Below are 17,293 nucleotides of genomic sequence, written 5' to 3' on the forward strand. Positions count from 1 at the left end.
CAGTGGCTTGAGGCAACAACCCTTGCCTCATGGTCCCCTGCCGGGGCAGATGTAAAGCCCGGGTGTGCAAAGCCCTCCCCGGCTCCCTGTTTTTCCCAATCTTTTATCCTGCGGAGATCCATACTACTGTGATGATAGTATGACAGCACCTGATCAGTTTCCCCAAAAAGTGCCCTTCAAACCTTCACCGGCATTTGTCCCGTGGTTCATCATTGATTTCCTCCTTCTCCTCGGGCTCATTGCCATCTTCACGGTCCTCCCGATGTTCATGGCAGCCGGACCGGAGATTGATGGTATCGTGACTGGCGTAGTGATTGCCGGCCTTCTTCTCATCGCAGTCCTCTTTATCGTCTGGACCCGGCTCTATTACACTACCATGGAGTACGAACTTCATGAGGACGAGCTGCGCTGGCGCAGGGGTGTATGGTTCCGGACAACCGGCATCGTTCCCTATAACCGGATCACGAACCTGGACCTCCGGCAGGGCCCGGTAATGCGGTGGCTGCGGATCTCAACTATCTCCATCCAGACGGCAGGGTATTCCGGCCAGGCAGTGCCCGAGATCCGTATCGAGGCCATCGAACAGGCAGAGGAACTCCGGGAGATCCTGCGCAGATATGTCCGTGCATGCAGTGCCCGAAGCGACGGGACGGGTACCGGCGCGAGTGTTCCCCCGGTTGCCGAATCACCGGTAGCGACAACCGGCACAAGCATCCTGATCCTTGACGAACTCAAAAAGATCCGGCAGCTGCTTGAGCAGCAAAAAAAATAATAGTCTTATTTTTTCTCTTCAGGGGTCCGGGCAGCCGGGCCTTTTTTGTTTCTCTGCCAGGTGTAGATCCCGTACCCGATCGCGCCGATGATGATGAGCGGGAGGAGCGTGAACAACAGGATGATCAGCGCATCGATCATCCCGAGGAAACCGGCAATCCCTTCATTGATTGCTGACACGAAATCATGGCCTGCCTGCCCGCCAACCGGCTCGGGCTCCTGGAGATAGACCGTGATGGTTGCGAGATCGATCCTGCTGTTGAGGTAATTCAGCCGGCCATTGAGCCGGTCGAGTTCGGTCTGCACCCGGTCGATCTGTTCCTGCACCTTGATGATGTCCTCGACACGGGTGCTCTGTTTCATGATCGCGTTGTATTGCGCGAGCTGGTTCGTGTATGAAGCCTTGCGTGCCTCGAGATCCACATACTGCTCGGTCACATCCTCGCCGCTCGTGGATATCGATTTGAGCGTGCCGAGAGCTTTTACCCCTTCAATGGCGGCATCGAACGATGCCTGCGGGACACGGATGGTCACCGTTCCCGAGAGCTGGTTCTGGTAATTCTTCCGGATGTTGGTCGATGAGAGGTATCCCCCGTGGGATGTTGCAAGGGACTTGAGCGACTCCGCGGCTCCGGTAACGTCCCTGACCTCCACGGTTATGTCAGCGGTCTTGATGATCTTTGTCTTGACTGTGGCGGAATCCGCACCGTAATACTCAGAAGCCGATGCGGGCATGGGGGCAACGGCGACAGTTCCACTTATTTTTTGTGGCGTGCCACTCCATCCGTTGTCATAGATCGCTTCGCTCCGGACGACATCCTGTGATGAGGATGTATACCCGGAAGTACTGGCAGGGAGTCCTGTACATCCCGCTGCAGCGGCAACGGCAATGCAGAAGATCAGGAGCACGATGACTTTCTGGTTCATACTAGTCCATCGCCGTAGAAAATATAAAAAACCGCCGTATACTGCGATTTTTTTGGCACTTATAGGGATATCCTGCGCCCGGCAATACCTTTTTGCTGGCTGTCATCCTTCGTTGGCTGAACAACATCCCGGTTCATTTTTCCCGGCATTTCCCGTCTCCTCCTGCAGTGCAGTCATGGAACTTTTTATACAACAACAGGCGATACTTCAATGAAGCAGTATGACAAACGATCAATCCATGGAAGAGAATGCACCACAGAAACCGGAGAACGCCGGCCATCTCGAAACGCTGGGGCTTGAGGACCTTGCGCGGGAACTCCGCAACAATACCGATCCCCTTGTGCGGCAGTACGCAGCCTACCTCCTTGGAAAGGCGCACAACCCGTGGGCAGTCCAGCCGCTCATCGAGGCCCTTGCGGACTTTGACAAGTCTGTCCGGGAGCAGGCGACCCTTGCGCTTTCCCGGATTGGAAAGGCCGCAATTGAGCCCCTTGCCGAGGCCATGCATGAGCCAAAGTGGCAGACACGGTACCGCGCTGCCGAGGCCCTTGGCAGGATTGCAGACGAGAAAGCGGTAAAACCTCTCATCCAGGCGCTGAAGGACAACCGCGACCATGTGCGGTACATGGCGGCGAAGGGTCTTAAGCACCTCGGGGACTCCGACGCGATCGAGCCCATGATCATCCTCCTCAAGGACGAGAATCCCTACGTCAGGATGATGGCAGTCCGTGCACTCGGTACTATCGGCGGACCGAAAGCGGACGATGCGCTGAAGGCGGCACTGGTTGAAGAGAAAGATGAGAAAATCCGGGAAGCAATAACGGAAGCGCTCCGGTAATCCATTGAAAATCCCGGAAACCCTGTTGAACGCACCACCATAAATCAAAAAGATCTCTTTTTTATTATCCGAAATTCTATCAAAAAAAGACCGGATCGCTACCGAGACTGCAGGCTTTCCTGCAGGAATGTCCCGAGGGTTCTGCCTGGTATTTGGGTTTTCGGTCGCGCTACTATCCTGACAGCATCAGCGCGGATCAGATGGCTGCATAGTGATGGCCTGGAAGTGAATGGGTGGTATGGTAATGGGAAAAATCTTCAGGGGACCGAACCGGTCCTTTTCCTTCTATCTTCTCATCTTCATGATCTTCCTGATCGTCTGTATCGTAGGTCTTCTCACGGTCAATGCATATGTCTTCACCCGGGAAAACTTCGACCGTGAATACCAGAACCTGGAATTCCAGACAGAATGGAATGTTGTCGAAGCGTTACGGCTTACGGACACTGCGACGAACATCCTCGATGACAGCCTGAACGACAAGATGCGGGTGGGGCTCACCAGGGTCAACGCCGAGTACAAGCGGGTCAATGGCGATCCTTCCCACATGGATCTCGCCGCGCTCAAGGCGGAACTGGGGGACGGGTATGATATCTACGTCATTGACGAGAACGGTGTGATCGTAGAGACAACCTATCCCCCTGAACTTGGCCAGGACTTCCGCTCCGTCCCCTACTTTTACCAGTACCTGACAAAGATCCGGAATGCGGATGGGTTCTATCCGGACCGCGTTGTCCACGAGCTTCTCGGGGCAGGGCAGTACCGGAAATATGCGTACATGCCCACGGCCGACCACAGGTATGTTCTTGAACTCGGCCTGGGCGGGGAATCCTTCGATGCTATCAACGATGCCCTGGATGATCACAAAAATGTTAAAAAAATCATCTCATCGAACCTGTATGTTGAGGGATACACCTCATTCAACACGTTAGGATTACGTGTCAACAACAATACGGCTCCCCCTGAACCCATAAAGAGCCAGCTTGCGGAAGTGATCCGTACCCGCAGCAATCTAAAAATTGTCGATACCGCCAATTCCCGGATAACGCATTTCCTCTTCATCGATCTTCATGACACAAAGTATGGGTCGGATCCGAGCAGGATCGTGATGATCACGTACAACACCAGCCTGATTGAGGATGCTCTCAACCACCTGCTGATCTATCATATCGTTGTTGCGCTGATTGCGATCATCACCGGCTGTATCCTGGCGTTTTTCCTTTCCCGCCACATGACCCGGCCAATCCATGCAATTGTCGAAGATGTCGGCATCATTGCGCGGGGGAACCTCAACCACCGGATCCGTGAGACAAGAAATGTCGAGTTTGCGATCCTTGAGACCGGCATCAACACCATGGTCGATTCACTCAAAACGGCATTCCAGAAGATGAAGGACGACGAGATCTTCCAGAACGAGATGATCGATCAGCTCCCGGTAGCCATCTTCATCACCCGTGCTTCTGACGGGAAGTACATTTTCTGGAACAAGATGAGCGAGCACCTGTTTGGGATCCCGGCATCAGAGACTCTCGGGAAGACCGATGCAGACCTCTTCTCTCCTGATGTTGTCAATGATATCCGGGCGGAGAACAGCGGGATCTTTACCCGCCCGGGCGAAGTCCGCAACAAGATCATCTCAAGACGGGAGCATGGGGGAACGATCAACCACATGATCATCGTCCCGGTCTTTGACTCGCATGGCACACCCCAGTACATCATGGGGATCTCCGAGGACGTCAGCCAGCAGAACATCAACCTGAAAATGGACCTCCTCTTTTCCATCACCCGGCACGATATCCTCGACAACCTGTCGGTTATCATGAACCATCTCGAACGGGCCCAGCTCAAAAACACGCACGAGGAGATGCAGCAGTTCTTCGACAAAACTGTCGGGTCCATCGAGGCCATCCGCAACCAGATTGCGTACATGCGTGCACTCCAGGAACTGGGTTTTATCTCGCCCAAATGGCAGCGGGTGGAGCGGGCGTTCCGCGATGCGGTACTCCTGCTGCCGAAACACCGTGCATCCATCATATCGGAAGTGGGCGATGTGGAGATCTTTGCTGATCCGCTTCTTCCGCGTGTTTTTTACAACCTGCTGGAAAATTCGCTTCGCAACAATACCAGGGCAAAACCGGAGATCTCCCTGTTCACGCGGAGAGAAACAGACGATCTTCTCATTGTGTATACTGATACCGGGTACTCGATCCCCCGGGACCAGAAGGAGAAGATCTTCGATGGGAGCGATGATACCGGAACAATGCGGGGGCTCTTCCTTATCCGCGAGCTGCTCGGGTTTACCGGGATAACAATCCAGGAGGACGGTACTCCGGAAGCCGGGATACGGTTCGAGATCCGGGTGCCCAAGGGCAAATACCGTTTCCTGTAATCCCTTTCGTTTCCATTTCGTCAGGAATTTAATCCGGATTTTGCCCTGTCACAGCGGAATTTGTGGGGTACTGCAGCAACGCAATGACTAATATACGTGGATCAGGATACTATCCACATACTCCCTTGAAGAGGAACTTTTATGGAATCAAAACTCTATACCCTGCCGAAACTGCCGTACGAGTACAAGGCGCTGGCACCGTACATTTCCGAAGAGCAGCTCACCCTGCACCACACAAAGCACCACCAGGCGTACGTGACCGGTGCAAATGCGGTCTTCGGGAAACTTGACAAGGCAAGAAAGGACAAGGCTGACCTTGACATGAAAGCCACGTTGAAGGAGCTCTCGTTCCATATCGCAGGCTTCCGTCTCCACAACATCTTCTGGGAGAACCTTGCTCCTGCAGGAAAGGGCGGGGGCGGCCTGCCGGGCGGCGAACTTGCAAAGGCGATCGATGCGGAGTTCGGGAGCTTCGACCGGTTCAAAAAGGAGTTTACCCAGGCTGCGTCCAGCGCAGAGGGTTCCGGGTGGGCTGTGCTGACGCATTGCGTGAAGACCAACCGGCTCATCATCATGCAAATCGAGAAGCACAACGTGAACCTTGTCCCCGGGTTCCGGATCCTCATGGCCCTCGATGTCTGGGAGCACGCGTATTATGTCGATTACAAAAATGACCGGGCAAAGTTCATCGAAGGCTTCTGGAACATCGTGAACTGGGATTCTGTGAATGCCCGTTTTGTCACCCCCCTGAAGAAATGACCGTGGCTCCATCGCACTCGCTTTTTTTAGTCATACTCACTCCTCTCTTTTCCCTGAACCTGCAGGTTCCCTGATACAACCTGCGGGATTTGTACAATTCATATCCCGTTCGCCCCCATTCTCATACGATACATCCATGTCAGACGGCTATGCAATCCGGAGATACCGCCGCAGGACCTCCCTTGGATCAGCGGAGATCGATAAGTGGCAGAGTGCCGTCCTGGTGGCGATCCTGGCCTTATCGGGCATGGCAGGAATTCTGTTCGCTATCTTCTGTGTCTGAAAAGAGATGGTTCTGGTGCATCTTAGTGACTTTTAGTGTTTACACTATCGTTGGTGCAAAACGAGATGTGAAGATTGAAAATTAATGAAAGGCCACAGATTCCAATATTTGTCTCGTAATTAAAATTTTATCATCGGCTGCTGTGAGTAATTCATCATGAACAGAAAAATCAGAATAATAGAGTTTTACAAGAACCCCAGCATCTTTTGCAGTTTGAATGGCAGGAACAAAATCGCTATCACCTGCAATTAGGATTGCTGTTCCAATATTTCTTGTCCAACTCAATTGTGCCAAATCTACAGCCAGTAAAACATCCATCCTTTTTTGTCTGAAATCAACTTCCCCACGCTCGTTATAATATTTTTGTAATCTTCCCAATTTAATTTGGAATCTTGATAGTTGTTCTAATCTGTGGAGAAATTTGCTCATATTTGCGTATTTTTGTTTTTCAATTTCAGTTGGGGGAGAACTTTGGTAGGGCATACAATTGTAATAATATGTTCGTAATCTTTCACAATCTCCACACACCAAATCTGAAAATTTTTCATAATCTATTCTACGGCCGGGTAAAACAGCAAGAAGGAGTTTGTTTAGATATCCACCATCGATTAGAACAACAGCTCTACCATTCAAAAAAACCACCAATTAATGAATTACTATCGTTCCAAAAGGGACGATAGCGATTATAATGATTATAGATATAGACGAATTCAATATATCAAATTATCGCATTATCAATACAATGAATTGTCAATGACCAATTGATCGAGTGAAAAAGAATTTGTTTTGATTTTGTTGCCAACTCAATCATAAATATCCATCGATTCCCTGTTAAACCAATCTTAATACGGACCATCTTTGCCGATGTCAAGTGATTTTCATTATTTTTTGAGAGAATCTAATCAATCACTACTTCACATTGACCTTATATTGATGGATTAAAAATAGTGTTGAGTCACGCCGCACACCTCGCCACGTTTCAAGTCACGAAGTCACGAGGATGCACCAGAACCAATGAGATCGATTTTTAAATAGTAACCACACTAACATAACGTAAACATGAACGATGCTCTTGAGGTTGCACGTCTCCTCGACATCCTGGGAAACCGCAACCGGAGGCGCATTATCGAGCTGCTCCGCCAGAAGCCCTGCTTTGTCACCGAGATCTCCGAGACCCTGATGCTCTCACCCAAGGCGGTCATCGATCATCTCCAGATGATGGAGCGCGAGGCTATCCTCTCCTGCGAGATGGATGAGCGGCGGAGAAAATACTATTACCTTGCCCATGACATCCTCATCGATGTCAGTCTCAAGGAATTGCGGATCGCAGCTCCTGTGCCGGACCCTGAATCACTAAAAAACGACCAGCTGAAAAAGTCCGTTGCCATGCTGGCACGGATGATCCAGGCGCATGACCAGATCCTTGCCAGTCTCGAACAGGTAAACCATGACATCGAGAGCAAGATCAACGACCTTGCCCAGATCCATAAGGATTTATTCGAAAGCGATGGAGAGATCAGTGTTGTGATTGCCCTGTCCCACCAGCCGCTCACCCTTGCAGAGCTCGAACAGGCCACGGAACTTCCCCGGTCGCGCCTTGCCGAGATCATAAAGCAGTTTGAACGGAGGGGAATTGCAAAAAAGGAGAAAGACCGCTACCTCATGGAGGGTGTGTATGCAGAATAATCCCGGCGGGCCCTATGACGATGTCTTCAAAAACCTTGCACGGATCGTGGAAGACATCGTGAAGAACATGCCCGAGAGCCAGAACGCACGCATCATCGGGTACACGATCATCACCCGCCAGACTGCGGGCGGCGATCCGGAAGTATTCAGGATCGATACTCCTGATGACGAAGGTGAGATCCCGTATGAGGTTGTCGAGACCGATGATGAGATATTCATCACTGCAGAGCTTCCTATAGACCTGAAAAATGCTCCGTTTGCGGATATCGAAACGCAGTGTGTGCGGATCGTGGCCGATGACCGGATTACGACCATCATGCTCGAAGGACCCATAGACCGTGTCCACAGCTACTACCGCGTCCACCGCGGCGTGATGGATATCTCGTTAAAGAAGATCAAATATCTCTGATTTTTTCTTCAGATTGTATTTATGCGGTCCTTCGTGGAAGGATCCTGTCAGGATCTCTTTTTGGAAAAGAATGCAAAGAAGGACTTTGTTGAAATCCTATGAAGTAATGATGGGGGCTGATGCGCGCCCATAACCCCCGGTTGTGATGAACGGCCGCGGAAGTCGAAGAACGCATCCGCGTTCTTCTCATCCTCCTGGTTTTTCAAACCAGTCGGAGGCGCAAGGGGGGTCAAGTATCTGGAAAGAGGATTTCAACGGAGTCCAAAAAATTACACTTTCACCGGGAAATCGGATGGTGCCGTGTGGCTGACCGGTTTCTTCCCGGACTTCATCTCGTGGAACTGCCGGAGCGAGACGGTGATGTCCCGCGTGAACGCGAAGTACCCGATCTGGGTGTTCCGGCAGAGTTTCATTGCCATGTCCATGAGGCCCCGGGGGTCCGGCCGGGCTTCGCCAAGCCAGATGTGGAAGATGTTGCCGCCGTCCACAATCGGGAAAAAGACATGCTCGATCTCCATGCGCTTGGTCAGCGGCACGTTCGCCCCGGGGGCAACGTGGGTGCCGTTCGTGTAATAGATCGGCAGGTCGCGGACCTTGCCGAGTTTCGGCAGGCTGTAATCCAGGTCTCCCTTAATCACCTTCACGGCAGCGTCATGGTACCGGCGGTCGAGCAGGTCTGCCACGGCAAACCGCTGGCCGGTTGTTTCAGCCGGAGTACGGGCAAGGGCAATCGTCATATTGTTCTTCTGCGAGAGCTCGCGGCCGTAGAGTTCCATCTCGGTCATGGCCCGGATGGCGAGCCTGAATGCCTCCTTTGACTCGTGGAGCTGCTTGCCGGTATGGTGCTGGACCATCTCGTTGACACCGACGACACCGATCGTGTACACCAGCCCCTCAAGATCGACTGCAAGGGCGCCCCGCTCCCCGGTGTTCGGGTCTTTCGGGCGCTGCATGGCAAACGGCATCCGGCTGTTGGACCGGATCAGGTCCATCCAGCGCCGCTTGATCTTGAAGATCTCGACCGAGACGTCCATGAGTTTCTTCAGCTCGGCAAAGAGGCGTGCGTCATCACCCTCCGCTTTGTACGCCGCACGGGGGCAGTTGACCGATACGACCTGCCAGGACCCCATCGAGAAATGGCGGCCGTTCTCGAAGAAGAGTTTCTTGTCAAAGTCCGAGTCCTCGTCCGCTACCGCCGAGAACTGGTAGGCGCAGCACTGGTAACAGGAGATCCCCTTGCCGGCCCCGCGGTAGGCCGGGAGCTGGTTGTCGTAATACGGTGTTCCGAACTTCGAGGCCAGCTCGAAGGTCATGAGGTAGAGGTCCTGGTACGTGGGGAGGTCGGGGTGTGCCTTGTTGAACTCTTCCCGCTCCTGCATGAAGTCGGGCTCGATGGAGATCTCGGGCTTGGGGAAGTTGAAGGGTTTGCCCCAGTAATCGCCCTCGAGCATGACTTCCATCAGGGCCTTGAAGAGGAGCCGCACTTCCCGCTCGAACTCGCCGTACGTCCGGTGCGGTGCAGAAGAACCGTCCCAGACCTTACCCTTGTACACGCAGGGCTTGTCCTGCCAGAGCGTGGGGACGCCCGGAGAGAGCTGGATGGAGGAGAAGACCAGCTGGCCGCCCCGGGCAACCATCATCTGGGTCATCTCGTACACGAACATCTGGACCATCTGCTTGATCTCATCGTATTCCATCCCCTCCATGTAGGGGGCAAGGAACGTGAGGAAGTTATAATACCCCTGCCCGCCGGCAAAGTTCGTCTGGGCGGACCCGAGGGCTTTGACCGCATGGAGGATGGCGACCTCGGCACGTTTTGCGGGCCCGGCAACCGACGCCTTGGTGCCGTTGCCGTCCGGCATCAGGCCGTAATAGAAGAAGTAGCGCAGGTCCCAGTCCTGGCAGAACGGGCGCGTGCCGAAATATTCGAGGTCGTGGATATGCATCTCGCCCGAGAGGTGGTGGTCGGCAAGGGACGGGGGCAGCTGGAGGAGGTACTGTTCCTTCGAGATCTTGTCTGCCTTCTTCTTGTGCGAGGTCTCGGCATTCTCCTGCAGGTTCGCGTTGTCATGGGCTTCGAACCCCTTGCCGACATCGATCAGGTGGGCGTCGAAGACCGGCGTACCGACACGGGTCGAGACGTTCCGGTACTGGACCATGCCGCGCTCAAGGAGGGTGATGTTGACGATCTCGCGGATGAGCGGGCCGGAGAGGGACTTGAGCCCCATGTTTTTGATCTTGTGTTCGACATCGAGGGCGATTTCCTGGGCGGCCTCCTCGGTTGCGCCCTTGTACCCGTAGAATGTCTCGACAAGCTTTGTCTCTTCAACGATCTGGCGGACGATGCGGCTGCGGTCCCATTCAACGATATGCCCGTCGGTCGTCCTAACCGGGGGGAGGGATGGTGTATACTCACCGAAAATGGTCTGCTGGCGGGTCTCCTGCCGGGGCATCATTCACCCGCGATCAGCTGGATGAGGTGCTCATTGTTGAGTTTTCCTGCAGGAAAGAGGTCAGCCGAAGTGAAGAAATCCTCGCTCTTCTGGAGCACCGGTGCCTCGTTGACGAACACGCCGTTAACGCGCAGTTCGGTCAGCGATTCGGCACTGGACAGGTCGCGCTCGACATAAGTGTATCCCCCGGTCTTTAAGAAGGTCTTGAGGAGTTCGCAGTTCGGGCAGTGCTCAAGTGTGTATACAATCAGCTGTGGAGAATCAGTCACCAAAAACACCCTCAACTCTGTTATTGATCCATTATGTGGTACGTAAATAAAAAAATCATGGTTCGCGAAGCACTGTCCAGTCCCGATTACCGTGGCGATTACCCTTATCAGGGAATTGGAACAATAACTACCGTAATGGTCAGGACGTTTGTCGCGCTGGAGCTCTCCGAAACGGTACGCGGGCGGCTGAAGGAGGCCCAGGACGTACTGAAGACCAGCTCTTCCCGGCTTACGTTCGTCGACCCGTCCCTTATCCACATCACCGTGAAGTTCCTTGGCGAAGTGGATGAGAAGATGCTCGCACGGATCAGGGACGCCCTGAAACCGGTACAGTACCAGCCGTTTCCCGTTTCGGCCGGGAACGTAACGGTGAACAACCCGAGACGCCCGCATACCGTCTGGTGTGCGATCGGTGATAACGGGAACGGCGAACGGCTCCTCTCCCTTGTTGAGGATGCCCTCTCTTCCCTTGGCTTTCCCCGCGAGAGCCGGAAGTTCACGCCCCACGCAACGGTGGCACGGGTGAAGTATTCCGACCCGTCGCTCTTTGCCGTTCTTGACCAGCTCAAAGGCCGGACCTATGGCGAATGCCTGGTCAGCGGCATGAAACTCAAGAAGAGCACCCTGACCCCCCGGGGCCCGGTGTACGAGGACCTGCTGGAGGTGAAATGGTGAACCGGAGTTCTCTTGAAGAGGCCGTGCTTGCCGGCCTGCGCCCCGCAAAGGAAGAGAGGGACCATGTCTGCGGGATTGCCCAGCGGATCTTAGAGAAGATCCGGCAGGGTGGCAAGGCCGAGGGGATGGTCGTGGGATCGATTGCCCGGCACACGTGGGTGAAGGGAGACCGCGACCTTGATGTGTTCATGCTGTTCGATCCATCCCTGTCCCGGGAACAACTCGAAGCCGAAGGCCTGGCACTGGCACGGAGCATAGCAGCGGCTTTCACCGACAACTACCACGAGAAGTACGCCGAGCACCCGTACATCAATGCCACGATCGATGACGTTGACGTGGACCTCGTCCCCTGCTACAAGGTGGAGAGTGCAGCGCGGATCCAGAGCGCTGTCGACCGGACCCCGTTCCACACCCGGTATATCACCGAGAAGATCAATGGCCTGATCGATGATGTCCTCCTCCTCAAACGGTTCGCGAAGGCCGGCGGGATCTATGGTTCCGACCAGATGACCGAGGGGTTCTCCGGGTACCTCTGCGAGCTTCTCGTCCTCCATTACGGTGGCTTCACTCCGCTCCTGAATGCCGCGGCCGAATGGAAACCCCGGACCCTGATCGATGTGGAGAACCATGTGGCCAAGGAGTTCGACGAACCGCTCGTCATGATCGATCCGGTTGACCCGAAGCGGAATGTTGCCGCTGCTGTCTCGGTCGACCGGATGGCAGAGTTTGTGGAACTTGCACGCGGCTATCTCGAATCGCCATCGGCAGCGTTCTTCGAGCTGCCGCAGGAGCCCCCCATCGCCCGGGAAGATCTCGAAAAACTCCTGGACGGACGCGGGACATCGCTCTTTGCCATCACGTTTGCAACTCCTCCATACATTGAGGAGATTGTGGTTCCCCAGCTCAAACGCAGCACCCTTGCGATCAGCGAGTTCCTTGAACGGAATGGTTTTGCGGTGCACCACGCTGATTACCGGATGGGAAAAGAGGAATCCCTGATCCTTGTCGAGCTGCTGGTCTCCCGGCTGCCGGCAATCCGGAGCCATGCCGGTCCTCCGGTCTGGAACCGGGTCAACGCGGAAAAGTTCCGGGCCAAGTATCTCATGTCCGACCTGCCCGGCCCCTATATCGTCAACGGCCGGTACGAGACGGAAGTCCCCCGCGAGTTCCGGCATGCCGGCGACCTGCTCCGGTCCGAAGGCATGCTGCAGGTGAGCCTGGGGAAGCATGTGCGGCAGGCGTTTGAAAACGGGTGGAAGGTGCACGAAGGCCCGGCGTGCTGGAGCCCGGGCTTTGCATCGTTCATTGGCGGGTTCTTTGGCCGGTGCTCGCCGCTGGTGAGTTTGGGGAAGGGGAAGTGACGTTTCTTTAACGCTGGTCAAAATTATTCTTCAACATCCACCATCTGTACCGCTCTGTCAAAAGTTGGAAGATAATAGCGTAAGTGTTAACATTAAAACGTCCGTAATGCAAGCATATGAGACGGTGCGCAGAATGCGATCTGGATAATCAACAAAATAGAGATCATCCTATATGCATCCCGTTGCCATCGAATGACATCAAAGGGTGTATTATCTCTCGTGATCCCACTTCGGCATTCATTGAACCTTGGAAAGAACCCATAATCACAAAGGGAAATTTTAAATTTAGTAACGGTGAAGTCCCACCAAAATGGCTGTGCAAACGTATTCAGTCGTTCATGGGATTTACACCAGACTCGGTTGAAGCGAAGAAATTACATACATTTTTCGATTTGAATTGTTACTGGACTCATTTTCACAAATGTCCCACTGACAAACACGGCAAGGGATTTCCTCAGTTTTCATATCCAAATGGGAAGATATGTGCCGACAAATGGTTTGAATTTGAATGTATCAAATATGACCTGAACGATAAGATCCTCATTCTGTTGGGCAGAGATGTAGAACGATATTTTCAAGAGAGACCAGATCACCCGTTACTAAAAAGTAAGTATGTTTTTTTCCTCCCACATCCGTCCGCTGCGAACTGTGGTAAAGGTTGGTCGTGGAATAAATGCAAATCCCCAGATGATCCGGATTTAATTAAGTTGAATGAACGGCTGACAAAACTAATGGCGTGTATTACGAAATAAAAAAATTTCTCTCAAAGTTTTCAAATTAGTTTCTGAAATTTGTGAGCCCAACGCGCAAAAGGTCTGCCGACTCTTCGAAGAATTGCCCTGCAATTCTTCTCGTGTCTCGACTCAGATGAGTCTCGACATTGCGCAACTCACTTACTGGTATTCTTGGTTGCGTTCGGGCCGTTGCCCAGCGAGGGGGCGACGAGCCCCCCCCCCCAAGCGACTCCCCGCATAAGCGGGGAGGGGGAGGCATCTCCTTGTACCAAATTCTGATTACCGCAAAAGAAAAAAATCTAAAAAATATTTTTTAAAAAATTCCGGGAATAGTCGGAAAATTTTTCCAAAATATTTCCCGCAAATGTTTTCGAAAAACCTTTTTGGAAAATCCTTAATCCAACCTCCCCCATCCACTCAAAATATATACATTAATTTTAATAACAAAATGTACATCAAACCAGGAGATGCTCCACATCAGAAGAAAAACACCACACAAGGAGGCTTCCGGATGCCCCGCGGCCGGTTCCCGGTAAAAGCGCTCGCAGCCGCGATGGAGATTGCGGTGAAACGGGGACTCGTCCGGATGTACGAACGCGGGCCGGGCAGCATCGCAACGTTTGCGATCGTTCGGCCGGGGCTGCTTGCCGAAGTCCGGATCAAGCGGCTGCGGCGGATGGATTGCACGAGAGAGTCGCTCAACCGCGATGCAGCGAATGAGATCGCGGGCCTGAAGATGTACCCATCCTGCCCGCAGATCTCCCGTGAGCTTTGGGGCGTCTCGCAGGATTATTTCATCCGGTTCTTCCGGGTCATGGACAACGGGATCATCGAGCTCGGGAGCGATGGCGAGCCCCTGCCGGCCGGTGCTGTAGTACGGCCCGACCAGGTCCCGGGGCCGGTGCGGTACCTCCGGCGCCGGAGAAGGGAGCTGGCCGGTATGGCGAAGGCCCGAAAGCTGGTCCCGGCTGGGCGGGGTATCTCCCCGCCAGAAGGGCCCTCTCCGACGGTGAAAGATCCTAAGGAGAGTACCCCCGCCCCCTGAAGGATCTCTTTTTCAAATCGGGCTTATTTCGAAGGTTCCTTCTTGGAACCTTCTCAATCCCCTGGATTGAAATCCAGTCGATTTTCGCTGATCAGAGCCCATTTTAACCGTATTTGTCCCGGACGGGTTTTCACGGGTACCGCGAAAATGACATATTCACCCGGATCACCTGACATAAACGTACGGAAACGCTCATTTCAGCCTCCGATTTTGAGGGTTTTACGACGGCAGGCCCAAATTGCGCTAATAGAACCCTAATAGATCGCAAAAGTCAGTAACGATCGGGCTATAGAGGGGGTATTCCGGCGGCTGGATCGATGGATCCGGGGCTCCCCACAAAAAGATCACCGAAGGGATACCCGGGTCCCACCCCCGGATCTTTTATCGTCCGTTATAGCGCAGGTAGTACTGATCGTCCATGCAGACAGACCTCCGGAACACCCTGTATTATTCTCTTGCAGCGAGCGCGGTTGCGCTCATTATCGCGCTCTTACTCATCGCAGGATGTCTTCCGACCGGTACGCCGGCAGGCACCCCAACACAGAATGGCACGGGACCGGCAGCACCGATCCCGGCCCGGTATGCGGCCGGGGAAATTACCCGGCTGAATCACCAGGCAGAAAAAACCGCCAATGCCTCGCTCAACGCAATCGCAGCAATTCCCTCACAAGACCGTACGGTCGACAACACTCTCCTTGCGTATGACCGGGTGATCTCGGATTACAACGATGCCGTCGGTCCCCTCATCCTCATGCGGATTGTGTACCCGGATCCTGCCATAGCCGCGGAAGGCAGCGAGGTGGCAACATCCTCCCAGATCTTCCTCAACGGGGTAACGACCCGGCGCGACCTGTACGATGCGCTGAAGGGCCCGGTGCCGCGGACCCCGGATGAATCCCGGCTCTACAACGAGACCCTCCGGGAGTTCGAGCACAACGGGCTTGCGCTTCCTGATGACCGTCTCGCAAAAGTCAGGGCACTGCGGGCAGACCTGAGTGCGATTGAATCGCAGTACATGTACAACCTGAACAACGACAACACCACGCTTGAGTTCACCGCAGGGGAACTGAGCGGCGTCCCGGCTGCAACGATTGCCGGCTTCAAGCAGACGCCGCAGGGGACGTATCTCGTCACCACAAAATACCCGGATTACACAGCCGTGATGGCGAACGCTGAACCGGGCCAGACCCGGAAGAAGATGTACGCTGCCTACTATAACCGGCAGGCAGAGGCGAACACCCCCCTGCTTGAACAGGCGATCGTTCTCCGCCAGCAGGCTGCACAGGAGCTCGGGTACGCCACCTGGGCCGACTTCCGGCTGGACGGGCGGATGGCAAAAAACACCGCGAATGCCATGACGTTCCTCACGTCGCTACAGAAACCCCTGATGGAGAGGACCGCCTTAGAATTTTCCGGGCTCCTCGCGATCAAGAACGAGATCGATCCCCGGGCAACAGCGCTCGATCCCTGGGATATCGCATATCTGCAGGAGATCCAGAAGAAACGGCAGTATATGTACAGCGACGAGGAGGTACGGCAATACTTTCCGATGGACAACGCACTTGCGGGCATGTTCTCGATCTATGGCAACCTCTTTGGCGTCCGGTTCGATGAGGTGAAGGGGGCCCCGGTCTGGTCTCCCGAGGTGCGCCTGTTCGCTGTAAGAAACATCTCCGACAACGCCACGGTCGGGTACCTGTATCTCGACCTGTATCCCCGGGAAGGCAAGGACGGGTGGTTCTCCGAGTCAGAGGTTATCAAAGGGAGACAGCACAATGGTTCATACACGGTCCCGGTTGTGGCCATTGTTGCAAATTTCCCGGCCCCGTCGGGGGACCGGCCCTCGCTCCTGACCCCGTACGATCTGGAGACGCTCTTCCATGAAGGCGGGCATGCCATGCACAGCCTTCTCACGACCGCGCCCTATGGTACGATGTCCGGGACCAGCGTTGAGTGGGATTTCATCGAGACTCCCTCGCAGGCCCTTGAGGAGTGGGTCTGGGACCCGCAGGTACTGGAATCCCTGTCAGGCCACTATACCAATACGTCCCGCAGGATCCCCCCGGACCTCCGCGACCGGGTCATTGCCGCACATAAAGCCACGATGGGAAGTAAGTACAGCAGCCGGATGGAGAAATCGCTGGAGGACATGCGCTTCCACACGGCAACAGGAGCCGTCAACGTGACCGGCATATGGTACCAGACGTACGAGGAGGTGTGGGGGATACCCGCGCCCGCAGGCACGCACCAGCCGGCATCGTTCGACCATGTCATGGACGGGTACGATGCAGGGTATTACAGTTATCTCTGGTCGAAAGTGTACGCCCTGAATATCGCTGACACGTTCAGCCAGGACGGGATGACCAACCAGACCACCGGCATGAAATTCCGGCAGGAGATCCTTGCCCGGGGCAACATGGCGGACGGCAGCGTTCTCTTATACAATTTCCTTGGGCATGAGCCCGGGACGGAGGCGCTGTACCGTCAGATCGGGATCACCCGGTCGCAGACCGGGTCCGGGGCCTGAAGGAATTCCTCGTTTTTAAAAATAAAAAAAATTGCATTCAACCGGGTTGATGGAAAAAACCGGATCGCGATCGGGCGGGACCGGTTACGTTCGCTAAAAGACCCGGTAAAACTTTTTGCAGTAAAGTCTGGTGAAAAAATTTTCTGGCAAGGCCTGGTTGTTCCGGATTT

15 protein-coding genes are annotated in these 17,293 nt (G+C 54.2%); 11 read left to right on the top strand and 4 right to left on the bottom strand.

Annotated elements, in window-relative coordinates:
- The first annotated feature begins 139 nt into the window (after positions 1-139).
- Complete coding sequence (locus tag METFOR_RS05870; protein WP_015285185.1) at positions 140-772, top strand: PH domain-containing protein; 633 nt, start codon at positions 140-142, stop codon at positions 770-772.
- A gap of 5 nt (positions 773-777) precedes the next feature.
- Here the strand turns inward: METFOR_RS05870 and METFOR_RS05875 are convergent, their stop codons facing one another.
- Positions 778-1,698, bottom strand: a complete 921-nt coding sequence (locus METFOR_RS05875) for a DUF4349 domain-containing protein (protein WP_015285186.1) — start codon at positions 1,696-1,698, stop codon at positions 778-780.
- Between the two features lie 220 nt (positions 1,699-1,918).
- Between METFOR_RS05875 and METFOR_RS05880 the strand changes: the two genes are divergently transcribed.
- The 4 genes from METFOR_RS05880 (at position 1,919) to METFOR_RS15520 (ending at position 5,964) form a co-directional block, all read left to right on the top strand.
- Positions 1,919-2,536, top strand: a complete 618-nt coding sequence (locus METFOR_RS05880) for a HEAT repeat domain-containing protein (RefSeq protein WP_233504461.1) — start codon at positions 1,919-1,921, stop codon at positions 2,534-2,536.
- 244 nt (positions 2,537-2,780) lie between these two features.
- Positions 2,781-4,922 carry a PAS domain-containing protein gene (locus METFOR_RS14500; RefSeq protein ID WP_015285188.1) on the top strand — a complete coding sequence of 714 codons (2,142 nt, stop codon included), beginning with the start codon at positions 2,781-2,783 and terminating at the stop codon, positions 4,920-4,922.
- A 141-nt stretch (positions 4,923-5,063) separates the two neighbouring features.
- Positions 5,064-5,681, top strand: coding sequence for a superoxide dismutase (locus tag METFOR_RS05890; RefSeq protein ID WP_015285189.1), 618 nt, complete (start codon positions 5,064-5,066; stop codon positions 5,679-5,681).
- Between the two features lie 136 nt (positions 5,682-5,817).
- On the top strand, positions 5,818-5,964 hold the full coding sequence (locus tag METFOR_RS15520) for a hypothetical protein (RefSeq protein WP_015285190.1): 147 nt from the start codon (positions 5,818-5,820) through the stop codon (positions 5,962-5,964).
- Between the two features lie 81 nt (positions 5,965-6,045).
- Here the strand turns inward: METFOR_RS15520 and METFOR_RS05895 are convergent, their stop codons facing one another.
- The gene (locus METFOR_RS05895; protein ID WP_015285191.1) at positions 6,046-6,597 is read right to left on the bottom strand and encodes an NYN domain-containing protein; all 552 of its coding nucleotides are present in this window, start codon (positions 6,595-6,597) and stop codon (positions 6,046-6,048) included.
- Positions 6,598-7,023: 426 nt separating this feature from the next.
- Between METFOR_RS05895 and METFOR_RS05900 the strand changes: the two genes are divergently transcribed.
- Both METFOR_RS05900 and METFOR_RS05905 read left to right on the top strand, forming a co-directional pair.
- Complete coding sequence (locus tag METFOR_RS05900) at positions 7,024-7,650, top strand: ArsR family transcriptional regulator (protein WP_015285192.1); 627 nt, start codon at positions 7,024-7,026, stop codon at positions 7,648-7,650.
- Positions 7,640-8,059, top strand: coding sequence for an alpha-crystallin domain-containing protein (locus tag METFOR_RS05905; protein ID WP_015285193.1), 420 nt, complete (start codon positions 7,640-7,642; stop codon positions 8,057-8,059). The genes METFOR_RS05900 and METFOR_RS05905 overlap by 11 nt, the downstream gene beginning before the upstream one ends.
- Before the next feature lie 269 nt (positions 8,060-8,328).
- Here the strand turns inward: METFOR_RS05905 and nrdD are convergent, their stop codons facing one another.
- Both nrdD and METFOR_RS05915 read right to left on the bottom strand, forming a co-directional pair.
- Positions 8,329-10,512 carry an anaerobic ribonucleoside-triphosphate reductase gene (nrdD, locus tag METFOR_RS05910; RefSeq protein WP_015285194.1) on the bottom strand — a complete coding sequence of 728 codons (2,184 nt, stop codon included), beginning with the start codon at positions 10,510-10,512 and terminating at the stop codon, positions 8,329-8,331.
- Positions 10,512-10,781, bottom strand: a complete 270-nt coding sequence (locus tag METFOR_RS05915; RefSeq protein WP_015285195.1) for a thioredoxin domain-containing protein — start codon at positions 10,779-10,781, stop codon at positions 10,512-10,514. The genes nrdD and METFOR_RS05915 overlap by 1 nt, the downstream gene beginning before the upstream one ends.
- Before the next feature lie 57 nt (positions 10,782-10,838).
- Here METFOR_RS05915 and thpR point away from each other — a divergent pair, with 57 nt between their 5' ends.
- From thpR to METFOR_RS05935, 4 genes are all read left to right on the top strand, one after another.
- The gene (gene thpR / locus METFOR_RS05920) at positions 10,839-11,456 is read left to right on the top strand and encodes an RNA 2',3'-cyclic phosphodiesterase (protein WP_233504463.1); all 618 of its coding nucleotides are present in this window, start codon (positions 10,839-10,841) and stop codon (positions 11,454-11,456) included.
- Positions 11,450-12,817, top strand: a complete 1,368-nt coding sequence (gene cca / locus METFOR_RS05925) for a CCA tRNA nucleotidyltransferase (RefSeq protein WP_015285197.1) — start codon at positions 11,450-11,452, stop codon at positions 12,815-12,817. The genes thpR and cca overlap by 7 nt, the downstream gene beginning before the upstream one ends.
- 1,245 nt (positions 12,818-14,062) lie before the next feature.
- The gene (locus METFOR_RS05930) at positions 14,063-14,596 is read left to right on the top strand and encodes a hypothetical protein (protein WP_015285199.1); all 534 of its coding nucleotides are present in this window, start codon (positions 14,063-14,065) and stop codon (positions 14,594-14,596) included.
- Positions 14,597-15,014: 418 nt separating this feature from the next.
- Positions 15,015-17,123 (top strand): M3 family metallopeptidase, encoded by a 2,109-nt coding sequence (locus tag METFOR_RS05935; RefSeq protein WP_015285200.1) that lies wholly within the window; start codon positions 15,015-15,017, stop codon positions 17,121-17,123.
- The last annotated feature ends 170 nt before the right edge of the window (positions 17,124-17,293 follow it).

The organism is Methanoregula formicica SMSP, from assembly GCF_000327485.1.
GTDB lineage: Archaea > Halobacteriota > Methanomicrobia > Methanomicrobiales > Methanospirillaceae > Methanoregula > Methanoregula formicica.